The organism is Bacillus taeanensis (genome assembly GCF_003318295.1).
GTDB classification, from domain to species: Bacteria; Bacillota; Bacilli; order Bacillales; family UBA6769; genus Maribacillus; species Maribacillus taeanensis.
In genome coordinates this window covers 23,462-42,559 of record NZ_QOCW01000022.1, presented here as the reverse complement: position 1 = coordinate 42,559, position 19,098 = coordinate 23,462, and the positions used below count along the sequence as shown (strand labels likewise).

The 19,098-nt window shown below is 36.9% G+C and carries 17 protein-coding genes and 1 pseudogene; 6 read left to right on the top strand and 12 right to left on the bottom strand.

What is annotated here, in order from left to right:
• Positions 1 to 100 precede the first annotated feature (100 nt).
• Both DS031_RS17435 and DS031_RS17430 read right to left on the bottom strand, forming a co-directional pair.
• Complete coding sequence (locus tag DS031_RS17435; protein ID WP_181833215.1) at positions 101 to 1,297, bottom strand: ROK family transcriptional regulator; 1,197 nt, start codon at positions 1,295 to 1,297, stop codon at positions 101 to 103.
• 53 nt (positions 1,298 to 1,350) lie between these two features.
• Positions 1,351 to 1,611 carry a hypothetical protein gene (locus DS031_RS17430; RefSeq protein ID WP_113807342.1) on the bottom strand — a complete coding sequence of 87 codons (261 nt, stop codon included), beginning with the start codon at positions 1,609 to 1,611 and terminating at the stop codon, positions 1,351 to 1,353.
• 676 nt (positions 1,612 to 2,287) lie between these two features.
• Between DS031_RS17430 and DS031_RS17425 the strand changes: the two genes are divergently transcribed.
• From DS031_RS17425 to DS031_RS23970, 3 genes and pseudogenes are all read left to right on the top strand, one after another.
• Positions 2,288 to 4,834 carry a glycoside hydrolase family 31 protein gene (locus tag DS031_RS17425; RefSeq protein WP_113807341.1) on the top strand — a complete coding sequence of 849 codons (2,547 nt, stop codon included), beginning with the start codon at positions 2,288 to 2,290 and terminating at the stop codon, positions 4,832 to 4,834.
• 642 nt (positions 4,835 to 5,476) lie between these two features.
• Positions 5,477 to 6,331 carry a peptidylprolyl isomerase gene (locus DS031_RS17420; protein WP_113807340.1) on the top strand — a complete coding sequence of 285 codons (855 nt, stop codon included), beginning with the start codon at positions 5,477 to 5,479 and terminating at the stop codon, positions 6,329 to 6,331.
• Between the two features lie 106 nt (positions 6,332 to 6,437).
• Positions 6,438 to 6,635, top strand: a pseudogene (locus DS031_RS23970) (IS6 family transposase); the annotation flags it as partial.
• A 47-nt stretch (positions 6,636 to 6,682) separates the two neighbouring features.
• On the opposite strand, the gene DS031_RS17410 reads toward DS031_RS23970, so the two are convergent.
• The 3 genes from DS031_RS17410 to DS031_RS17400 all read right to left on the bottom strand — a co-directional run bounded on the left by DS031_RS17410 (position 6,683) and on the right by DS031_RS17400 (position 10,771).
• On the bottom strand, positions 6,683 to 9,154 hold the full coding sequence (locus DS031_RS17410; RefSeq protein WP_113807339.1) for a PAS domain S-box protein: 2,472 nt from the start codon (positions 9,152 to 9,154) through the stop codon (positions 6,683 to 6,685).
• Between the two features lie 313 nt (positions 9,155 to 9,467).
• Positions 9,468 to 9,968, bottom strand: coding sequence for a 6-phosphofructokinase (locus DS031_RS17405; RefSeq protein WP_281269142.1), 501 nt, complete (start codon positions 9,966 to 9,968; stop codon positions 9,468 to 9,470).
• 26 nt (positions 9,969 to 9,994) lie between these two features.
• A complete protein-coding gene (locus DS031_RS17400; protein WP_113807337.1) occupies positions 9,995 to 10,771 on the bottom strand; it encodes a DeoR/GlpR family DNA-binding transcription regulator in 777 nt (258 codons plus the stop codon).
• Positions 10,772 to 11,511: 740 nt separating this feature from the next.
• Here DS031_RS17400 and DS031_RS17395 point away from each other — a divergent pair.
• Positions 11,512 to 12,063 carry a DJ-1/PfpI family protein gene (locus DS031_RS17395; RefSeq protein ID WP_113807336.1) on the top strand — a complete coding sequence of 184 codons (552 nt, stop codon included), beginning with the start codon at positions 11,512 to 11,514 and terminating at the stop codon, positions 12,061 to 12,063.
• 24 nt (positions 12,064 to 12,087) lie between these two features.
• Here DS031_RS17395 and DS031_RS17390 read toward each other — a convergent pair whose 3' ends face one another.
• From DS031_RS17390 to DS031_RS17370, 5 genes are all read right to left on the bottom strand, one after another.
• Positions 12,088 to 12,546 (bottom strand): PAS domain-containing protein, encoded by a 459-nt coding sequence (locus DS031_RS17390; protein ID WP_113807335.1) that lies wholly within the window; start codon positions 12,544 to 12,546, stop codon positions 12,088 to 12,090.
• A 35-nt stretch (positions 12,547 to 12,581) separates the two neighbouring features.
• Positions 12,582 to 12,917, bottom strand: a complete 336-nt coding sequence (locus tag DS031_RS17385; RefSeq protein ID WP_342767261.1) for a PAS domain S-box protein — start codon at positions 12,915 to 12,917, stop codon at positions 12,582 to 12,584.
• A gap of 769 nt (positions 12,918 to 13,686) precedes the next feature.
• Entirely contained in the window at positions 13,687 to 13,929 is a 243-nt protein-coding gene (locus tag DS031_RS17380) for a hypothetical protein (protein ID WP_113807333.1), read from the bottom strand.
• Positions 13,930 to 14,111: 182 nt separating this feature from the next.
• Positions 14,112 to 14,396, bottom strand: coding sequence for a hypothetical protein (locus DS031_RS17375; RefSeq protein WP_113807332.1), 285 nt, complete (start codon positions 14,394 to 14,396; stop codon positions 14,112 to 14,114).
• Between the two features lie 136 nt (positions 14,397 to 14,532).
• Positions 14,533 to 15,279 (bottom strand): SIMPL domain-containing protein, encoded by a 747-nt coding sequence (locus tag DS031_RS17370; protein WP_181833213.1) that lies wholly within the window; start codon positions 15,277 to 15,279, stop codon positions 14,533 to 14,535.
• Between the two features lie 204 nt (positions 15,280 to 15,483).
• Here DS031_RS17370 and DS031_RS17365 point away from each other — a divergent pair, with 204 nt between their 5' ends.
• Positions 15,484 to 16,368 carry a LysM peptidoglycan-binding domain-containing protein gene (locus DS031_RS17365; RefSeq protein WP_113807330.1) on the top strand — a complete coding sequence of 295 codons (885 nt, stop codon included), beginning with the start codon at positions 15,484 to 15,486 and terminating at the stop codon, positions 16,366 to 16,368.
• Positions 16,369 to 16,471: 103 nt separating this feature from the next.
• Here DS031_RS17365 and DS031_RS17360 read toward each other — a convergent pair whose 3' ends face one another.
• Positions 16,472 to 17,188, bottom strand: coding sequence for a vanadium-dependent haloperoxidase (locus DS031_RS17360; protein ID WP_113807329.1), 717 nt, complete (start codon positions 17,186 to 17,188; stop codon positions 16,472 to 16,474).
• A 163-nt stretch (positions 17,189 to 17,351) separates the two neighbouring features.
• On the opposite strand from DS031_RS17360, the gene DS031_RS17355 reads away from it, so the two are divergent.
• Positions 17,352 to 17,657, top strand: a complete 306-nt coding sequence (locus DS031_RS17355) for a hypothetical protein (protein WP_181833212.1) — start codon at positions 17,352 to 17,354, stop codon at positions 17,655 to 17,657.
• Positions 17,658 to 18,013: 356 nt separating this feature from the next.
• Here the strand turns inward: DS031_RS17355 and DS031_RS17350 are convergent, their stop codons facing one another.
• Positions 18,014 to 19,072 carry an LLM class flavin-dependent oxidoreductase gene (locus DS031_RS17350; protein ID WP_113807328.1) on the bottom strand — a complete coding sequence of 353 codons (1,059 nt, stop codon included), beginning with the start codon at positions 19,070 to 19,072 and terminating at the stop codon, positions 18,014 to 18,016.
• Positions 19,073 to 19,098: the final 26 nt, after the last annotated feature.

Below are 19,098 nucleotides of genomic sequence, written 5' to 3'. Positions count from 1 at the left end.
ACCTCCTTTAAATCTATTGCAGATTAATAGAAGAGATAGATACTTTTTTCATTGAATGAAGTAATTAAACAAAAGGAGACAACCGCAGTCGTTTCCTTTATTATTTATAAATAGGTACTTTAAACAAATGGCTAGCCACCAGTGCACACGCTCCAATCAACCATACATCCTCACCCATCTCCGTGGTATGGAACTGAAGTTTGCGAGGGTGCTTCACGAAAAAGTGAACGGCTAGCTCCTTTTTAATTCCTTTTAGTAGAAATTCTTCTTCTCTTAATCCTTCCCCGCCTAAAATGACGGCTTCTGGATTAAATAGATGTACCATATTCTTAATACCTATTGCTAGATTTTCTCCTTGCTTTACCAACAATTCCTGCGCATATGTATCTCCTCTTTGAGCTGCAGTCACGACACTTTCTGGGGTAATTGGAGTAAGCGACTCTAGTAATGTAGGAACACCTATCGAGACCATCCTCTTAGCCTCATTCACAAGGTAAGCATCGGAAGCATATAGCTCTAAACAACCTCGTTGCCCACAATAACAAAGGCGATCTCCCTGATGAATAGTGATATGGCCTAACTCTCCAGCTCCGCCAAAGGTTCCCTGGAACAACATATTATCGATGACAATGCCTGCTCCCACACCAGCTCCTACCGTAACCCCAATAAAGTTTCGGTATTCTCTTCCTAAGCCGATCCACTTCTCTGCCAGTGCAAATACATTCGCATCATTATCGATAAGCAAAGGTACATTAAAATGCTCGCCAATCGGCTTCAAATCTCCATGATCCACCTTCAAAATAGGAGAATAGACCACTTCATTGCTTTCTTGGTCTACATAGCCAGGGGTCGCAATCCCAATCCCTACTACTTTGGAGGCGCATACATTTTGTTCAATAAAAGATTCAAGTTTTTCAATAATAACGCCTGATAATTGATTCTTTTCCTTGAGAACGTATGTAAAGTGATCTTTATGTAAGATTTTCCCCTCCAAGTTAGCTAGGCACATTTTTATCTGTTGCTTCTCGATTTTCAGGCCAACAATAACCCCATAATCTCCATTAAATTTTAATAATACCGGCTTCCTGCCGCCCCGTGAATCTCCAGTTCCAATCTCAGAGACAAGATTATCCTTAATGAGTTCATCAATAATATTTGTTATGGTAGATAAACCTAATCCAGTTTTTTTAGCAATTTCGGTGCGTGTAAGATTTCCTTGAAGACGTACCATATCAATCACAAGAGAACGGTTCAGCTCTTTTATAAGATCTTTATTTCCTTTTCGAAGTAAATTCATTCCACTCTTCTCCTCTACCCTCATTTCACTATGTAAAATTTAACATAATTCATTCAGTGAAACAAGATAAATCTCACACAATTCAAAATAATTAAATTAATTATCAAATCTCTCCATTCAAATCGTTGTTTCGTTTCTTTCATTAATAAAACCATCTCGCCTGCTCCCTGCATCAGCGGCTCGATAATGACATCATAAATTTCGTTATGACGTTTTGCAAGTTTTGCTACCGGTACATTTGTCATACTTAGAAGAGTGAAATGGACTATTTTACAAAATTGTCCACTAATCGCACCATTAAGTTCATTTTTCACTAACCATGAACATTCATCATAGCGAAAAAAACCATCATAGTATGCATTCCCCTACGATTCTTTTAGCAGGACGCCTTCCTCACATTCTATAATGAATCGTTATCATAATCCTCCATCTGTGTAAGCGGCAGTCATAAATACTGTTTACTTTTCTCAATAAATTCCTTTTCTTCTGATTTTCATAGTGTATTAGTCCTGCAAATTGTTTTTCTTTAAATGAGGATTTTTAGAAACAAATTTGCCTATCTATCTTTTTTATTTTTATAGAGAAAAAATATTTTAAACTAAATTTGCTCATTATTAGATTTTTAATAGATTATCTTCACATGGTACAAAAAAACTAGGTATAATTACTTAATTTCATATTTTTCAGAAAACGGTTAACAACAAGAAGCATTCGTTTTCATTTTTATAAAATCAAAGATATTAGTTCTTAATACCTATCCTTTGAACCTCTAGAAAAGAAGTTGACGAAACATTTTTTCGATGAGTATAGTGTTTGTAGAACCCATTGACGAAACACTTTGTCGATAGGAACCACATTTTAAGTCTCAAATAATTTTATGGGAGGTGATAACAGACTAGGAACCAAAAATTCTTAATATTTATCTCTTTTATGTACAATGTTTTATGTGTAATGTTTTATGTCCCAAAAAAAATTAGATGAGGTGAGAAAATGAAATTATCGAAAAAATCATTGCGAGTATTAGCTAGCGTTTCACTTGCAACTGCTATCGGTTTTACAGCAGAAGCCCCTAATGTTCTAGCAGCAGTTACTCAACCAGAGCCAGACACTCCTTTAGTGAAAGAAAACCTTCAACACCTTTCCGTTCAAGGAGTTGAAAAGCTTTCTAATGGTGTCAAGTTAGACTTAGGAACAAATGAAGCTTATATTCGTCTTTTTGACAAAGATCTAGTAAAAGTTTCTGTAGTAAAAAAAGGTGAGAAAGAATTCGAATCAAGAGGAATTGCCAAAAAAGCGTCTGAGTGGGATACTCCTATCTTTAGTGCAAACGGTAGCGCAGATAAATACACACTAAAAACAGATGAAATAACGGTTGAAATTAAGATGAAACCATTTGGTGTGCGGTTCCTTGACAAAAAAGGAAATGTCATCAATGAAGATTATGTAAATCAAGGTAAAACATCAGGATATGAAAACGGAAAACCTTATGTATTTAAGAAAACAGATAAAGACGAAGATTTCTATGGCTTTGGTGAACAGGCTGGATTAGAGCTTAACAAACGCGGTGACAGCATTGGTTTATGGAACACAGATGCTTATGCCTACGATAAAGATACAAAATACTTGTATACAGCAATTCCATTCTTTATCGGTTTAAAAGACGAAAAAGCATACGGTATCTTCTTTGACAATACACACCGTTCCTACTATGAAATGGCTAGTGAGTCTGATGACTACTACTACTTCTATGCAAACGGTGGGCAATTAACATATTACTTTGCTTACGGTCCGGAGATTGGAGATGTAATCGACCGCTATACAGATTTAACGGGGAAAATGGATGTTCCTGCGAAATGGTCTCTAGGGTTACATCAAAGTAAATGGGGTTATACGGCAGATGAAATTCTGAATGTTGCGAAAACATATCGTGATAAGGAGATTCCATTAGACACGATGCACTTTGACATCGACTATATGGATGGCTACCGTGTATCTACATGGAATGAGGAGTATAAACAAGCATTAAAAGATTTAAAAGCAATGTCTGGATTCCACGCCATCGCAATTAACGATCCAGCTGTTAAACAAGATGAAAACTACTTTATGTATCAAGAAGGAACAAAAAATGATTATTGGGGGAAAAATCCTGACGGCACTCCATTTGTAGGACCAGTATGGCCTGGAGATTCGATGTTCCCTGATTTCTCTAAACAAGAAGTACGCGATTGGTGGGCAAAAAACCATGATGTCCTATTAAATGAAGGTATTGACGGTATTTGGAACGATATGAACGAACCAGCGGTCTTTCTTGATGATGATAGACATCGTCATACAATGCCGCTTGATACTTACTTCGGTACAGAAGATAACAAAATTATGCATACAGAGTATCATAACTTATATGGTCATGATGAAGCCGATGCAACTTATCAAGCGTTTAAAATGCATAAGCCTGGTACTCGTCCATTCGTGTTAACACGTGATATGTATGCAGGAACACAGCGTTGGGCTGCATTATGGACTGGAGACAATGTAAGTAACTGGGAGCACTTAGCGATGTCACTTCCTATGAATATGAATGTAGGGATGTCCGGTGTCTCATTTGTTGGTAATGATATTGGCGGTTTCGCTTCTCGTCCAGATGCAGAATTATTTGCTCGTTGGATTGAGGTCGGAGCATTCTTACCATTCTCTCGTATTCACTATGATAGTGATGCAAAAGCAGAGGTAAAACAAGGGCAAGAACCTTGGGCATTTGGTCCAGAAGTTGAGAAAATCAGCAAAAAATACATTGAAATGCGCTACAAGCTGCTTCCTTACTTATACAATGAGTTTAAAGAATCAGCAGACAGTGGTAAACCAGTACAGCAGCCGCTTGTTTATCAATTCCAAAACGATGAGAACACTTATGACATCAGCGACCAATATATGTTCGGTGACTCTATGATGCTTGCACCGGTTGTAACAAAAGGGCAAACTTCTCGTAACGTGTACTTACCAGAAGGTGTAAACTGGACAGATTATTGGACTGGTAAACAATATAGTGGCGGACAAACGATTACTGTAGATGCCCCACTAGGTCATTTACCAATTTTCGTGAAAGATGGATCGATTATTCCAACTCGTGAAGTTCAGCAGTACACTGATGAAAAACCATTAACAAACCTTGTTCTTGATACGTATTTAGACAAAAACGCTTCCTATAACTTCTATGAAGATGATGGTGCAACAGAAGACTACAAACAAGGGGAATACAACTTAACAGAATTTGATGTAACACGTAAACCAAACGCGATTACATTCAAACAAAAACAACAAGCTTACAGCTACCAAGACTCTAAACTACATCAATATACGTTGAAATTAAACAACGTAGAAAAACCATCTAGAATCCAAGCTGGTAACAACAAGTATCAAGAGGTTGGTTCACTAGAAGAAACGCAAGGTCAAACAAATACATTCTTCTACGACGAAAACACAAAAGTACTTTATGTAAGTATTCCAGCAGATGAGAAGAAAGAAGTTCAAATCCGTTAAGTTAGACATAAAACCATATAAAGAAGGAACTATCATTTTTGTTAGTTCCTTCTTTTCAAATGTTATAAATAATTCAAAGATAGGATGTGTTCCCAAAGGAAAAGACGAAACGGTGTCTTTGAGGGAAATCGGATTTTAAATTTATGAATAACAAGAAATGAATATCCCCGACTTAATCTTCTAACGAAAATTTGAAGTCGGAGTTTCTAACGTGTCGATCTATTAAAGCGAGCGATTAACGTTAGTGGAGTTGACACATTGGTGTGCAAAAAACACCCAACCCCTCTATCTCGTTGATCTTGTCTCCGATACTTCTTTTAAGGCGATCCATTTGCGCTTGAATCGTTTACGTGACAGAGCTTTCTTCCTACAACAACCATCTATATTTAGTTTTCAAACGGCCTTTTCTTCATTGTAAAGGGGATAAGTGATGATTCAATTAGGTCAAAACCGCTAATTCACCCCCTCCTTCCTTCGTTGAAGAAGGGATACTCTTGGCACATTTGATAGAGACAGATTAAGAATGACAATAAGAGATTTGTAATAGTGAGGTTTGTTTAATTTTGAAAAGAAGAATTCCAAACTGAAATCACAAGAGTAGACATTGTCTAAACTTATTAACTATAATGGGAGTGTTCTTGTATGAAAAAATGGTTATCTTCCCTTGGAATAGCAGCTGGAGTCCTTACTCTTTCTGCTTGTAATCCAGGTGATGTCAATTCAGATATAATTGTTCAATCCAAAGCTGGGGAAATTACCAAAGAAGAGTTTTACAACGAATTAAAAACTCAAGCTGGTGACAAAGTCTTAAGACAAATGATTGATATCATGCTTCTTGAAAAAGAATATAAAGTAACAGATAAAGAGATTGATGCCAAAGTCAAAGATTATGAGAAACAATTTGGTGGTAAAGATGGCTTAAAGCAAGCTCTTAAGCAACAGGGAATTAATGATGAAAAAGTATTTAACAATCTTGTTAAACGAGAGTTATTGGCTGAAAAAGCTGCAACAGACGGAGTTAAAGTTTCTGAAGAAGAAATCAAAAAAGAATTTGAGGACAAGTATAAAGTAGAAATTAAAGCAAGTCACATTCTTGTCAAGGATGAAAAAACAGCAAAAGAAGTCAAGGAAAACCTTGATAAAGGTGGGGATTTTTCTAAACTTGCTAGTGAATATTCAATCGATCCTGGTTCAAAAGACAAAGGCGGAGACCTTGGGTACTTTATAAAAGGGAACATGGTTCCTGAATTCGACAATGTTGCATTTTCACTTGACGTCAATAAGGTAAGTGACCTTGTGAAAACAAAATACGGTTATCACATTATTAAAGTAACGGATAAGAAAACAAACAAATTCGAAGACAGCAAAGATAGAATTGAAAAAGAACTAAAATTTAAAAAGGCTAAGCCAATGAACGAAGTGATTTCCAACCTTCAAAAAGAAGCTGACATTAACATCAAAGACGAAGATTTAGAGGGTATATTAAAAGATTCGTAAAACAATTAAAACAAAAAAATTATTTTATTTAGTTAAATTTTTATCAAAAGGTAAGTTATATTAACCATGTATAATACAGCTTACCTTTATTTTTGAATTTTTAAATAGACACGGAACATACCTCAATAATATCGTAGAACAAGATCATCATTTCATTAAGAAAAGAGTACGCTCCATTCTGGGATTTGAAACGTATGAAACTGTCACTTCAATAAGACATAGGATGAAAAAAGGGCAAATCCACCAAAAAGTGAAGTCTGCCCAAAATCAAAAAGAATTCATTGATAAACTGTTTGACATGTAGCATAATCAGTAAGCTAGCAGAAACTTCATATTCTATGTTTTTTGAAATTACCTTTCACCAGAACCTGACAATGAATGAATGCTTTGATTTTGAAGAGGATAGATAGGAAGTACGACATCAACTGTCGTTCCTTTATCAACTTCACTTTCAATAACAATCTTCCCTTGAAGTGTTTCAACAATTTTATAACAGATCGTTAATCCTAAGCCGATTCCTTCTTCTTTAATACTATAAAACGGTTCACCGAGATATGGAATACGTTCTGGTGGAATCCCACACCCTTGATCAGTAAAACGAATATTTACTTGATGATCATTAAGTTTATTGATTTGGACTAAAATTTCTCCTCCCGCCGGCATCGCTTCAATCGCATTTTTCATAATATTGATAAACACTTGTTTTAACTGGTTCTTTTCACAAGGAATCAAAGGAATGTCGGATTCAAATTCTCTTCTAATTTTTACATTATTCATCGTCGCTTGAGATTGAAACAGTGTTACAATCTGTTCTACTAATAGCTGCAAATCATTAGGATACATTTTCACAGCCTGCGGCTTGGCTACTGACATAAACTCATTCGTAATATCTTCTATTTGTTCGATCTCCAGTAACATCACCTCTACATAACACTGAATGTCCTTATTTTCTGTTGATTTTAGTAATTGCATAAATCCTTTAATAGACGTTAAAGGATTTCGAATTTCATGAGCAATCGCTGTAGCTAATTTTCCTACGACAGCAAGCTTCTCCGATTTCCGTAATAATTCTTCTGTTTTTAACCGTTCCGTGATATCTCGAGAAATAAGCAGTATAACTTCCTTTCCATTCAAGTTAAAAACACGAACACTAAACTCATTATTTATTTTTTTGCCTGTTTTTTTAAAGACAAATTCGTCTTGTAAAGTGAAAGAACGTTTTCCTTCTCTGATTTTTTCTACACTTCTTTTGAGCATGGTAGAATTTTGAGGAACAATATCGGCATATGGCATCGAGAGAAGTTCTTCTCTGCTGCAGTCAAATCTTTCACATCCAACTGGATTGACTTCCAGTAATCGAGCTGGATATCGATCCTCATTCAATTCCACTAAGTATACAGCATCAGCTGCCTGTTCAAATAGAACACGGTATTTCATCTCACTTTCCTTTAATTGTTGATGTAATTGATGGAGTTCTCTTTCTACTTGTTTTCTTTCAGTAATGTCTCTATAGATTGCTGATAAAGCAATCACATTTCTCTTTGAATCCAGAATAGGTGAAAGTGTCATACTTATATCGATAAGACTTCCATCTTTTCGTTGTCTAACCGTTTCTCTCTTAGTTATGGCAGGTTCTCCAAATATAATCTTTTGAATGGTTTCTTGAGCTTGATCCATTAAAAAGTCTGGTACACAAGGTAATTTTACACCTAAAATTTCTTGTGCTGACCAGCCAAATATCTCCTCATAAGCTTTATTAGCTTGTAAAATATGCCCTTTTAAATCAAATATAATGATAGCATCTGTATTATGATTAATGAATGACTTCAGTCGTTCTTTGGTCGCCCATAATTCCTCTTCTACTCTCTTCAACGCCGTTATATCTACGATTGAACCGACTATTTCAACAACTTCTTGTCCATTCCGTAAAAGAGGCCGCAGGGCAACAATGAACGACCTATCATAAACCGATGTCATTTCAAACGTTACACTTTCTCCTTTCCACGCGCGTTCATAATAGACCAATACTTGTTGAAGTGTACTTACTGACAAGAACCTTTTAAACACGGTCGTTGTCTTACCTATTATATGTTGAGGTTTAATGCCTAATTGATGAGCTAACTGTCCGTCAAATAAGGTATAGATAAAACGTTCATTCACCTTTTTAAACTTAAAAATAACACCTTGTTGTTCACGCACTGTATCCCTTAGTTCTTGTTTTGATTCTGTTAATGATTGATTCAATTTCGATAAATCCTGTGTTAATCGATACAATTTTTGGTAAGATTCCATAAGAAAAATGCCCATTAACAGTCCAATAAAAAGGCATAATACACGTGTCATTTCAAAAGCAATAGATAGTTTTAAAGAAGAAAAGAATGTGACTAGAAAAATATGAACACTCATAAGACCAATCAGATAAAGAAAAACATTTTTTAAGGGATGAAGGTTTGGGAAATAAGTTTTGAACACAGTGAATAAAAGAGCTGTTCCAAAAAACAAAAGTTCGCCTCGTATCCAATGATGACCTCCTATGTAATGGTACGCTATGCTAATGCAAATGAAAATGGTTGTAATCCATCCAGCAATACGACCAAAGTAAACAAACGAAAGTATGAAAGGGGCAGCCCGAAGATCAAAGATCCACCCATTGTATGTAACCGGGAAGAACATCAAGATAGCAGCAACACTACCTGCATATAATCCTATAAACAAATGGTAAAACTTAAAATTTTTATGTATTACAAAAATTCGAATACCTATAGCCATACTAACCAGGAAAGTAAAAATAGAAAGGTTAATGAAGAATTCTTTGGTTATCATCTAATATTCCCTCCTCTATTTGATGTTAATGTACAAATGAAAGCAGGGTACGAAATATTTGAGCACCTTTCTCACGAAAAATGCTACGGAAATATTGAAAAAAGCCCTATATTTCTTGAGTGATTGGATAATTAGATAAAATCTGGTTTAAACATCGGCGTTTTTCATGAGTTAAATCGAAAAGGAATTCCCCAAAATGGTCAATCATATTTTCTTGTATGAAATTGTAAAATTATTTTGCAGAGGGAACGACTTTTCAAGGCCGGCGTTTTTCGATAAGTCAGTCCATTGGATGGTACATTGATACTGTTCATTAGAAATTCGGTTCAATCCAACCATTCCCCCCAGAGTAACCTTCAAGAGCATAGCGGACAGCTTTCTTGCCAAGCTGATAAGCTTCTAATCGATCCGTTCCAGATAAATCATTATCAATTGTCTTTGGAATATGAACGAACAAACGTATATTTTTTCCGGCTGCTACAGAGCGTCGATGAAGCTCTGCTACTGTACGGGAAGAGCCGTTTCCCCCTATGTAACAAAAAATCTCTATATTCTCTTCTTCGAGGAATTGAAGGATTTCCTTAAACTCTTTCTCGCTCGGTGAGTATCTTGATCTACCAAGGATTGCCCCCGGCTGTTCAGATGATTTCGTAATCGCTTTCATATTCTCGTGTAATGAAATAATCCCTTTACCGAGAAGACCCTCAAGTCCGTTTCTCATCCCATAGATCTGATCAATTTTCTCCGTTTTGTAAGCTTCCTCTACTGCTCCACGCAGTGTCATATTAATAACTGGCGTTGGTCCTCCCGACAGTATGCTTCAACGATTTATCACCTCTCTTAAGCTATGATTAATCTACATTTTGAACCCAGTTCCTCCTTTATTTCCACATCAATACCATCATCTGTTATCAGCCAATAATGAGGCTGCCAATCAGCAATTTGGATAGTACTTACCTTGTTTAGTTTGGAGGAATCTGCCAACCAGTAAACCGCCTTACCAGATTGGAGAAGGATTTTCTTAACATCAGCCTCCAAAAAATCATGGCACATAAAACCATGACTCGCTGAAATACCAGTTACGCCCATAAACACCTTATCTGCATAAAATTGTGTTAAAATATTCGCCGAAAGTGGATTAAGCAATGTAGTCACTCTGGAACGAAATATGCCGCCTGTTAAGATCGTCGAAATTCCCTCTCGACCTTCTAATTCTTCTGCGATATTGGCAGCGGTCACAATCGCAGTTATATTTTTTCCGTCCAAATGTCTGGCAAAATGGAATGTAGTTGAACCTGCGTCAATCAGGATTGTTTCATTATCTTCTATTAGCGAAGCCGCTTTTTTCCCAATCGCCGCTTTTTCCGCTCTGTGTCTGCAATACTGCTGTTGAAATCGATCATTTAAATAGCTTGAATTTGCTTCAGGTGAATTTTCTACTAATTTAGCACCTCCTCGAACCCTTACAATAAGATTGCTACTCTTTTCAATGTGATTTAAATCCCTGCGCGCCGTCATTCCCGAAATATTAAGCTCCTTCACAATGTCTTCTATACTGACCATCTTCTTTAGCTTAAGTAATTCTAGGATCGCAACCTGCCTTTTTTCTGGAATCATGATGTTAAATTTCCCCTCCTTCTCAATCAGTTTTGTTAAAATTTGTTCAAAAATGATCACGATTGTGAATTTTATTATAAATTTACATTCTACATTCCGCAAGTTATTTTTCTAAAAAATAAGAAAATTTAAAATACTATAATCATTATTGTTTAATAATTTGTTAATTTATGATATTTTTTATAATAATTGTTTTCAATCGAGCATTTTCGAGAAAATTTAACATAATTGATAGTTTGGCAGATGAATGATTATTATTGCTTCAAACCACATTAATCCTTTTTGTTATGCAAGATCTATTAAACTTTCCAGTTCCACTAATTTTGAACGGAAATGGAAAAAAGCCGATAGAAAAGATTGAACGGTTAATGAGAAAAAACAAATGTTGTATTGCTGCAGTGATTCTATTGAACAGGTCGATGATAGAAATATATATTTGAATAACGGAAAATAACGACCTTATTCGCTTTTACTCGTTTTGCCTCCTTATAAATCTCAGCGACTGCTGAACCTTCATGCGAGAGTAGAGCTTTAGCTGCACTGATTGGTTGATGAGTGGAGCAATTTTTGTTCTATTTCTTAAAAATGACAAAACTTTTAATTAAAGCACTTATCTAACAAATTACAATTACTAAGTTCATTTTCCGTTAATCTTTTTAAAAACAGATAATAAAAGGATTCGAAAATGAAAGATAAGGGTATTAAGTAAAATGTGAATTTATTTAAATGGAGGAATTTGTATGCCGAAAAAAGTATTGATTTTAACGGGAGATGCAGTCGAAGCACTAGAGGTTTATTATCCGTATTATCGCTCTTTAGAAGAAGGTCTAGATGTTACGATTGCTGCTCCAGAGAAAAAGACTCTTCATACCGTTATCCATGATTTTGAAGATTGGGATACATATACGGAGAAAAAAGGCTATCAACTAGAGGCACATGCTGCTTTTGAAGAAATTAATCCCGCTGATTACGATGGCTTAATTATCCCAGGCGGTCGTGCTCCTGAATATATCCGTTTAAATGAACACATTCCCAAAATCGTGCGTCACTTCTTTAAAGAAAACAAGCCCATTGGAGCAATTTGCCATGCTAGCTTAGTATTTACAGTGCTTCACGATGAATTGAAAAATCGTGAAATGACAGCCTATGTCGCATGTAAACCAGAGGTTGAACGCATTGGAGCTACATATATTTCTGAACCGCTTCATGTGGACGACAATTTAGTTTCTGGTCATGCTTGGCCTGACTTGCCTGGTTTTATGCGTGAATTCCTAAAGCGACTAAACAAGTAGTTTATCGTGTCTAGCAAAAACTGTCTACTGTATCCTAGCAGTCACATCAAAATCAACTATTGAAAGCAGTTCGTTTCGATCATATTCTGAGAGCCGACATGCCGGCTCATTGACATCAATAAACCGAAAGTAGTCAGATTGTTTTTCAACCTCGGCTAATAAGATCGCATCATTTGTATTATTGAATAACTCACGATACTTTGCTTCACTTTCAGAATGCTTTTCCTCTTCATCCTTTTGATTAGTAATATCACGACCAAAAATGACAAGTCCTTTACGGCTTCCATCAGAATAATAGAGCGGAACTTTAATAACATCAAGAACTTTATTTCTTCCATCCTTTTGAGGAATTCTTTCTTCCCCGCGCATCGTATTTCCTTGTTTCCAAACGTCTTGATCCGATTTTTTACAATACAAAAGAGCCTCTTTATAAAATGGGCTGTACTCCGCTAATTCAGAATCTTTTTCTCCATAATAGGACACATCTTGGAGTTCAAATAAGCGCAGACCAAATTCGTTTACCTCAATCCATCTTCTCTCTCCATATCTTTAAAGCAAATAAAATCTGGAGCAGCATTGAGTAATATTCGTAATTGATTTTCTTTTTCCACTAGACTTTGTTTCGCTTTTTTCTTTTCGGTAATATCTAAAAAAATCGTCTGAACGGCTGGCTTTCCATTAAACGTTGTCGGAAAGCTAATCACATCTACATAAATCACTTTTCCATCTATACGAATAAATTTTCCCTCAACACGTTCAACACTTTGTTTATTTTCTTCAATTCTTTGAATTCGTTTGTTAGCAATTGGTCTAAAGTCTGGATGGATAAAGTTCATTAATGATTGACCGATTATCTCTTCAGGTGATGATGCTCTAACAATTCCACCCCAGCCAAATTTACAAACAGCACGTTTCTATCGTTTTTGGAAAGAGTACCCCTTCCTCAAGGAATGTGAAGGGCGATCGCCCAATCAGTAGGGAGGGGTGAATTTCCATCATTTATGACGAACGCAAGTACGTAATAAATGATATCATAATAGTTGTACATCCTTGTACATGCTCATTGAAAACTGAACATATAAGGTTATAGCAGGAAAAGACGCTCTGCTGCGTAAAATGTTCAAGCCTAGAGAAGCCGAAGATGCGTGATACATGACTAGCACAACGTGTGAAAATGTTGCAGTAGGCTTATTAAAAGAAGTCCCAAAGGTAAGACCAATGGGATAGAGGAGTTGGGCGTATTTAGACCGCCAATGTGTCAACTCCCCTAACGTTAAGCGTTCAGAAATGTTCGATACGTTAGAAACCCCCACTTCAAATTTTCGCTAGAAAATTAAGTGGCGGGAGTATTCATTATGTGAAATTACTACCGCATTCAGAAGGTTATCCATTACATTCTGAAATCCTTTTTCAAGCATTTTTATCCCCTTACTTTTAACTACCAATTTTTTTCTTCCCTTTACACCTTCATTTATATCTTATATCCCTTCTTATATCAATGTGTTTTTTCTACTTTTTATGGGGACATTTTTATGAATTTTCGTCAAATTATAAATACACCTAAATTTTAATACTAGAAAAACAAACAGCCCTAGTTCGAAAACTAGGACCGCTTTTTATCAATTACCTATTTTGTAAATACTTTCCAAATGGTCTGACCGTAACCATATTTCGAATTGGCTGTACAGCAGGCTGCGGTGCATTGCCATTTCTGCGTCTTCTTGTCATTCCATAAGCCGCAGCACCCATTCCTAAACCTAATAAAGAAAGCATCATACCGCCTCTATTATTTCGTCTATTTCCAAACATCTGCAGAATCTGTTGAACGCCTCGTCCAACGTTAAAAATCCAAGCTAAATTGTTCACCTTGTTGAACACCTCATTTGCTTTTTTATTAGAAGACATGACCTTCCAACGCTTTTATTGTTTGAGGTTTTCCTGTAAATATGTTCGGATAACAATTCCATTTTTTTATTTGTAATGATCTCCTCACATATTCTAAAAGTTCATGTTCATACTATAAGATAATGAGTTTAAAGCTTTATTACTTATTCACCGCGCCGCTTTTCTGATGGTTCTTCATATAAATCTGGCTCTTCTTCATCCAGGTTAAACAATGTATCAAGATCTTCTTCATCACCTACATTTCTTGGGTCTGTATCTAGATCGTTACCTCTCATCTCCATATCTCGATCATTATTACGATCATAGCGAACCAGTTCAACATTCACGTCCTCAGGCTCAATCATGTTATTGTGATTGACATTACACGCAGATAAAACAGTTAATGAAAAAAGAATGGCTATGATTAAGATGATTAATTTTTGTTTCATTTTTTATCTCCTTATCATGTTAAACTGAAACTATTTTTAATATGTACATTGTGCGAATTTTTAATCATTTCACAAAAAATATGTCCCTCATTTCTTTTGAGAGACATACCTGTTTGAAAAATCCTTATTACTTTATTTATTCAAATGATTGAAAACCTTCATACTCAAACATGGCTTGAACAGAAGCAGTGATCTTTATGTCACCTTCTTGTATAGGTGTCGCTGCTTCAGCTGGTGCTGCTGCGTACAGCACAGGTGTCGGATAACGAGGCGTTTCGAACTGAACGCTTTCTTCAACCACCCACAATGGAATTCGATTAATCGTTAAGCCTAATGAATTGGCGATCGTTTCTGCTTTTTTTCTTGCATTTAGAGAAGCTTGTTTTAAGGCTTCTTGGTAATAATAGTTACGATCTGAAACTTCAAACTCAACTTGGTTTATGACATTTGCTCCGTTCTGTGCAGCAGCATCGATTATTTCTCCTACTCTAGAAAGGTCTTTCACTGTAACCTTAAGCATATGCTTTACTTTATAACCTCGAAATACTTTTTCTCCATTTGGGTAATCATACATTTGTTCAATTGTATATGATTCGGTTTCAATTTCATCTTCTTCAATCCCCATGTTATGGAGCGCGTTAATCACTTGATTTGAAATGAGCGCATTTTGTTTTTGAGCCGTCTGCACTTCCATATCTTCTGTCACAATACCAAGCGATAAGACTGCCTGATCGGGCTTTGCTGATAAAATGCTTTTTCCTGTTACTTTAATTGTATGGTTTTCTTTTCGATTTCTCGGATAATAAGAACGCTGATTATAGTTAAACGGATATTGATAGCCCACATTTGCCTGATTTGTTCGCATGAAATGATTTATTTTCATCACGTCCTTCCACAAAAAAGATTCACGTAAAACAGCAACATTTTCGTTTTTATATCCATCCAAAACTAGATTATGTAACGTCCCCTCTTTAAGTTCTTGGAATAAACGCCTATTTTATCATCTAACTATAAGAGAATTTGGGATGGCAGTATCTGCTCTTAAATACACCCGAAAAGCTTAATAAAAATGGAGGTATAGAATGCTATGCTTTACACTGTACAAAACGGAGATACATTATGGGGTATATCTAATAGGTTTCAAGTATCCATCAAGGACCTTTTACATGCGAATGTGATTTGTAATCTTAATGTGATTTCTGCTGGAATGCCGCTTATTATTCCAGAAAAGGATATTCAGCTTCCAAAATCAGGCGGTATACCTTATTATGTTGTGCAGCCAGGTGATACACTACCATGTTTGGCAGCCCAATTTAACACAACAGTAAAAGGATTGATGAAAGCTAATCGATTAAGAGGCTATATAAGTGTTGGAGATGAGCTTCTTGTTGGTTTTAAAAAGCCAAACCCTACTGAGCTTTATAAAACGTGGAACAACATGGGGGGAGCTCCTTCGTGTGAGCTGATGAATTCTCTTTTACTGCACGGTGTTTACTATATTGGCACATTTCAATGGGAAGCGTTAGGAAATGAAGCGATTCCGTATTTATCTCAATTAACGAAACATCCGTGTTCGTCTGTAAGGTCTTATGCGGTGATTAGTCTTGGACGGATTGCTTCTTGGCAGGCCCAGCAGGTATTACAAACAGCTGCAAAAGATAGTGAATCATTTGTGGCAGACAATGCTCGTTTAACACTTCAACGTTCACAACTGACTCATCAATTTCATACAAAGCGATTTCATGTAACAATGCATGACCATATCCTTTTAGAAAAACCAGAATCAAATTCACAGGTAACTAAAATACCAAAAGGAACAGCTGTCATATCGCTTCGTTGGCATATTCCAAGTCCTTCCCAAGAGGAGGGACCGCTTGGAGATTTACAAATTTTTGATCTTGTCCAAATTGCGCAGACTGGTCAAATCGGCTATATGCCTCGTGTTGGTTATAGAGAGGTTTGGCTTATTTGAAAGGTTTTTAACCGGGGTTGCAGACGCAGCTCCGGTTATTTTTGTATATTTTATTTGATTAACCTCTATTAGGAAACAATATTATAAGGGAGCCGTTTTGAACCTATCGAAAAGTACTTACATTTTGTATCTGCAATAAATTTACAACTATTTCCCCAATTTGCCTGCCTAACCTTAAGCCTTCATCATTGTCTACTTTAAAATGGACGCCGGCATATAAACGAGATTGAGCCGTTTCTTCCACTAAATTCCTTATTGGGAATGACTCTGCTGGAAAGAAATAGCTTAATATGATCTCTGCACATCCTGCGATCGTTGCGTGTGCAGAAGGATATGCTGGAAAACGAGGGGTAATCAGCACAGCAGGTAGATTCCTGTCGTATTGAGTGGGTCGGGCTACATTAAAGAGATACTTAAGATGCCATGTGATCACACAGACATCATTGACAGCAGCATGGAAACACCCTAATACTCTAGCAACATGAGGGGATCCCATTCGATTATTTTGGGCTGAACTGATAATGATAGCAGTAATTTTTTCGGTTAGTTCACCTGTTCCCCAATATTGTGCGATACGTCTTTGTTGAGGAGTTAATGATGCCAATGTTTGTTTTACAATAACCAGCTCTTTTTCCCAATCAATCGTATAAGGATTTTTAATTTTAAAATGGATCCGCTGCTGAAAGGGATCTAGAAAATCATTAGACCCTCTTCTTGAAATAAAAAACATCGGCCAATATCCTGGTTCTGGATAACCTCTAGGGGGAACTTGTTCTCCCGGATAAGGGTGTTCTGACCACCTTTTATAATCGATCCGCATAAACCTCCACCCCTTATAAAATGTTCTTCTTGTTCTTATGATTCAAAATAGTTAAATATGACAATCCATAATCTAGGTTTCTATCTATACACTTAAACACTTCACTGAATATATAGATTAATGTATGAAATAAACTTACAACAAGAAAAGAGGTTAAATGCTTATGGCATTTCAAGGGTTAGTTGGACAGTTCTATACCCTTCCAGGTCCTTTAACATTGCCCAATGGTGTAATGCTTCCTCAAGGCACACGTGTTTTTATCCACAAAGTTGATTATGCTCCTCCAGCCTTTCTTGAGATGGTGACAATCGTAGCTCCTTTACAAGGCCCCTTCCCCGGCAGCTGTGTAGCTGGATCAGCACAAGTGACAGCTAGTCAGCTTCAGTCTGGTACAGGAGGCGGCGTAGTAATGTACGGAGCACCTCCAGGGCAGCCAATGTTCGGAGCACCTCCAAGACCACCAAGATAAGGTAAGTTTTCCTTAAGAAACAGGGACTATGTTCAAATTTATTTTAAATACAAAAAAGGAAGGTTTAGCGGTGAATATTATATATCCCTTACCTTCCTTTGATTTTCTACATATTTATGAAATTTATTATAAAAGATAATATTGATCAGCATAACAGGGATATAAAACAAAAGAGAATACCAAGACTTCCATGTTTTATAAGTAAATAAATGAAAGTATTTAACTGCGATCCATTCTAATCCATTTGGGTTATCGCCCTTCACATCCCTTGAGGAAAAGGTACTATTTCCAAAAATGTTAAAAAAATAAAGGAGTTGTTTCGCCACAGCTCTTCTTTGCCACTTTTTTATTGTAGGTTATTGCTCTTTACTTTCAGTTTCCCATTTCGCTACTTCTTTACGCACTTTTGGGGCCACTTCTTTTCCTAACAATTCAATCGCCTTCATGACTTCATGATGAGGCATAGAGCCAACTGGGACATGCAGCATAAACCGTGTAATGCCAACATTTTTGCGAAGATGAATGATTTTCTCGGCAACAGTATCCGAATCACCGACATACAATGCCCCTTCAAAGCTCCTTGCAGCATCAAAGCTTGAACGAGTATACGGTCCCCAGCCCCGCTCTTTTCCTAATTTGTTCATCACATGTTGGGTAGAAGGGAAAAACTGATCAGCCGCTGTTTCGGTATCCTCGGCAATGAAACCGTGCGAATGCGAGGCAACCGGAAGCTTCGATACATCATGACCTGCTTTTTCTGCCGCTCTCTTATAAAGATCCACAAGCGGCTTAAATTGAAGCGGACTTCCGCCAATGATCGCTAAAACAAGCGGCAGCCCAAGGAAACCTGCGCGGATAACAGATTGTGAATTGCCTCCGCTTCCAATCCAGACCGGCAACGGCTCTTGAACAGGCCTTGGGTAAACGCCGAGATTTTGAATCGCCGGTCGATGTCCGCCTCGCCACGTAATTTTCTCTGACTCTCGTATTTGCAGCAGGAGCTCGAGCTTTTCCTCAAACAATTCATCATAATCATTTAAGTCATAGCCAAACAGTGGAAACGATTCGATAAAAGAACCCCGGCCCGCCATAATCTCCGCGCGTCCGTTTGAAATCCCATCAAGCGCCGCAAAATCTTGAAACACCCGCACTGGATCAGCAGAAGAAAGTACCGTAACCGCGCTTGTCAGCCGGATTCGTTTTGTCTGCGGGGCAGCCGCAGCTAATACAATCGCAGGATTAGAAGCCGCAAAATCTTCGCGATGATGTTCCCCAACACCAAATACATCTAAGCCTACCTGGTCAGCTAAGATAATTTCCTCAACAACTTCACGTAATCGCTGTGCATGGCTAATGACTTCACCGGTTTTCGCGTCTGGTGTTGTTTCTACAAATGTGCTAATACCAATTTCCACTAAAATTCCTCCACCTTCCTGTTTTT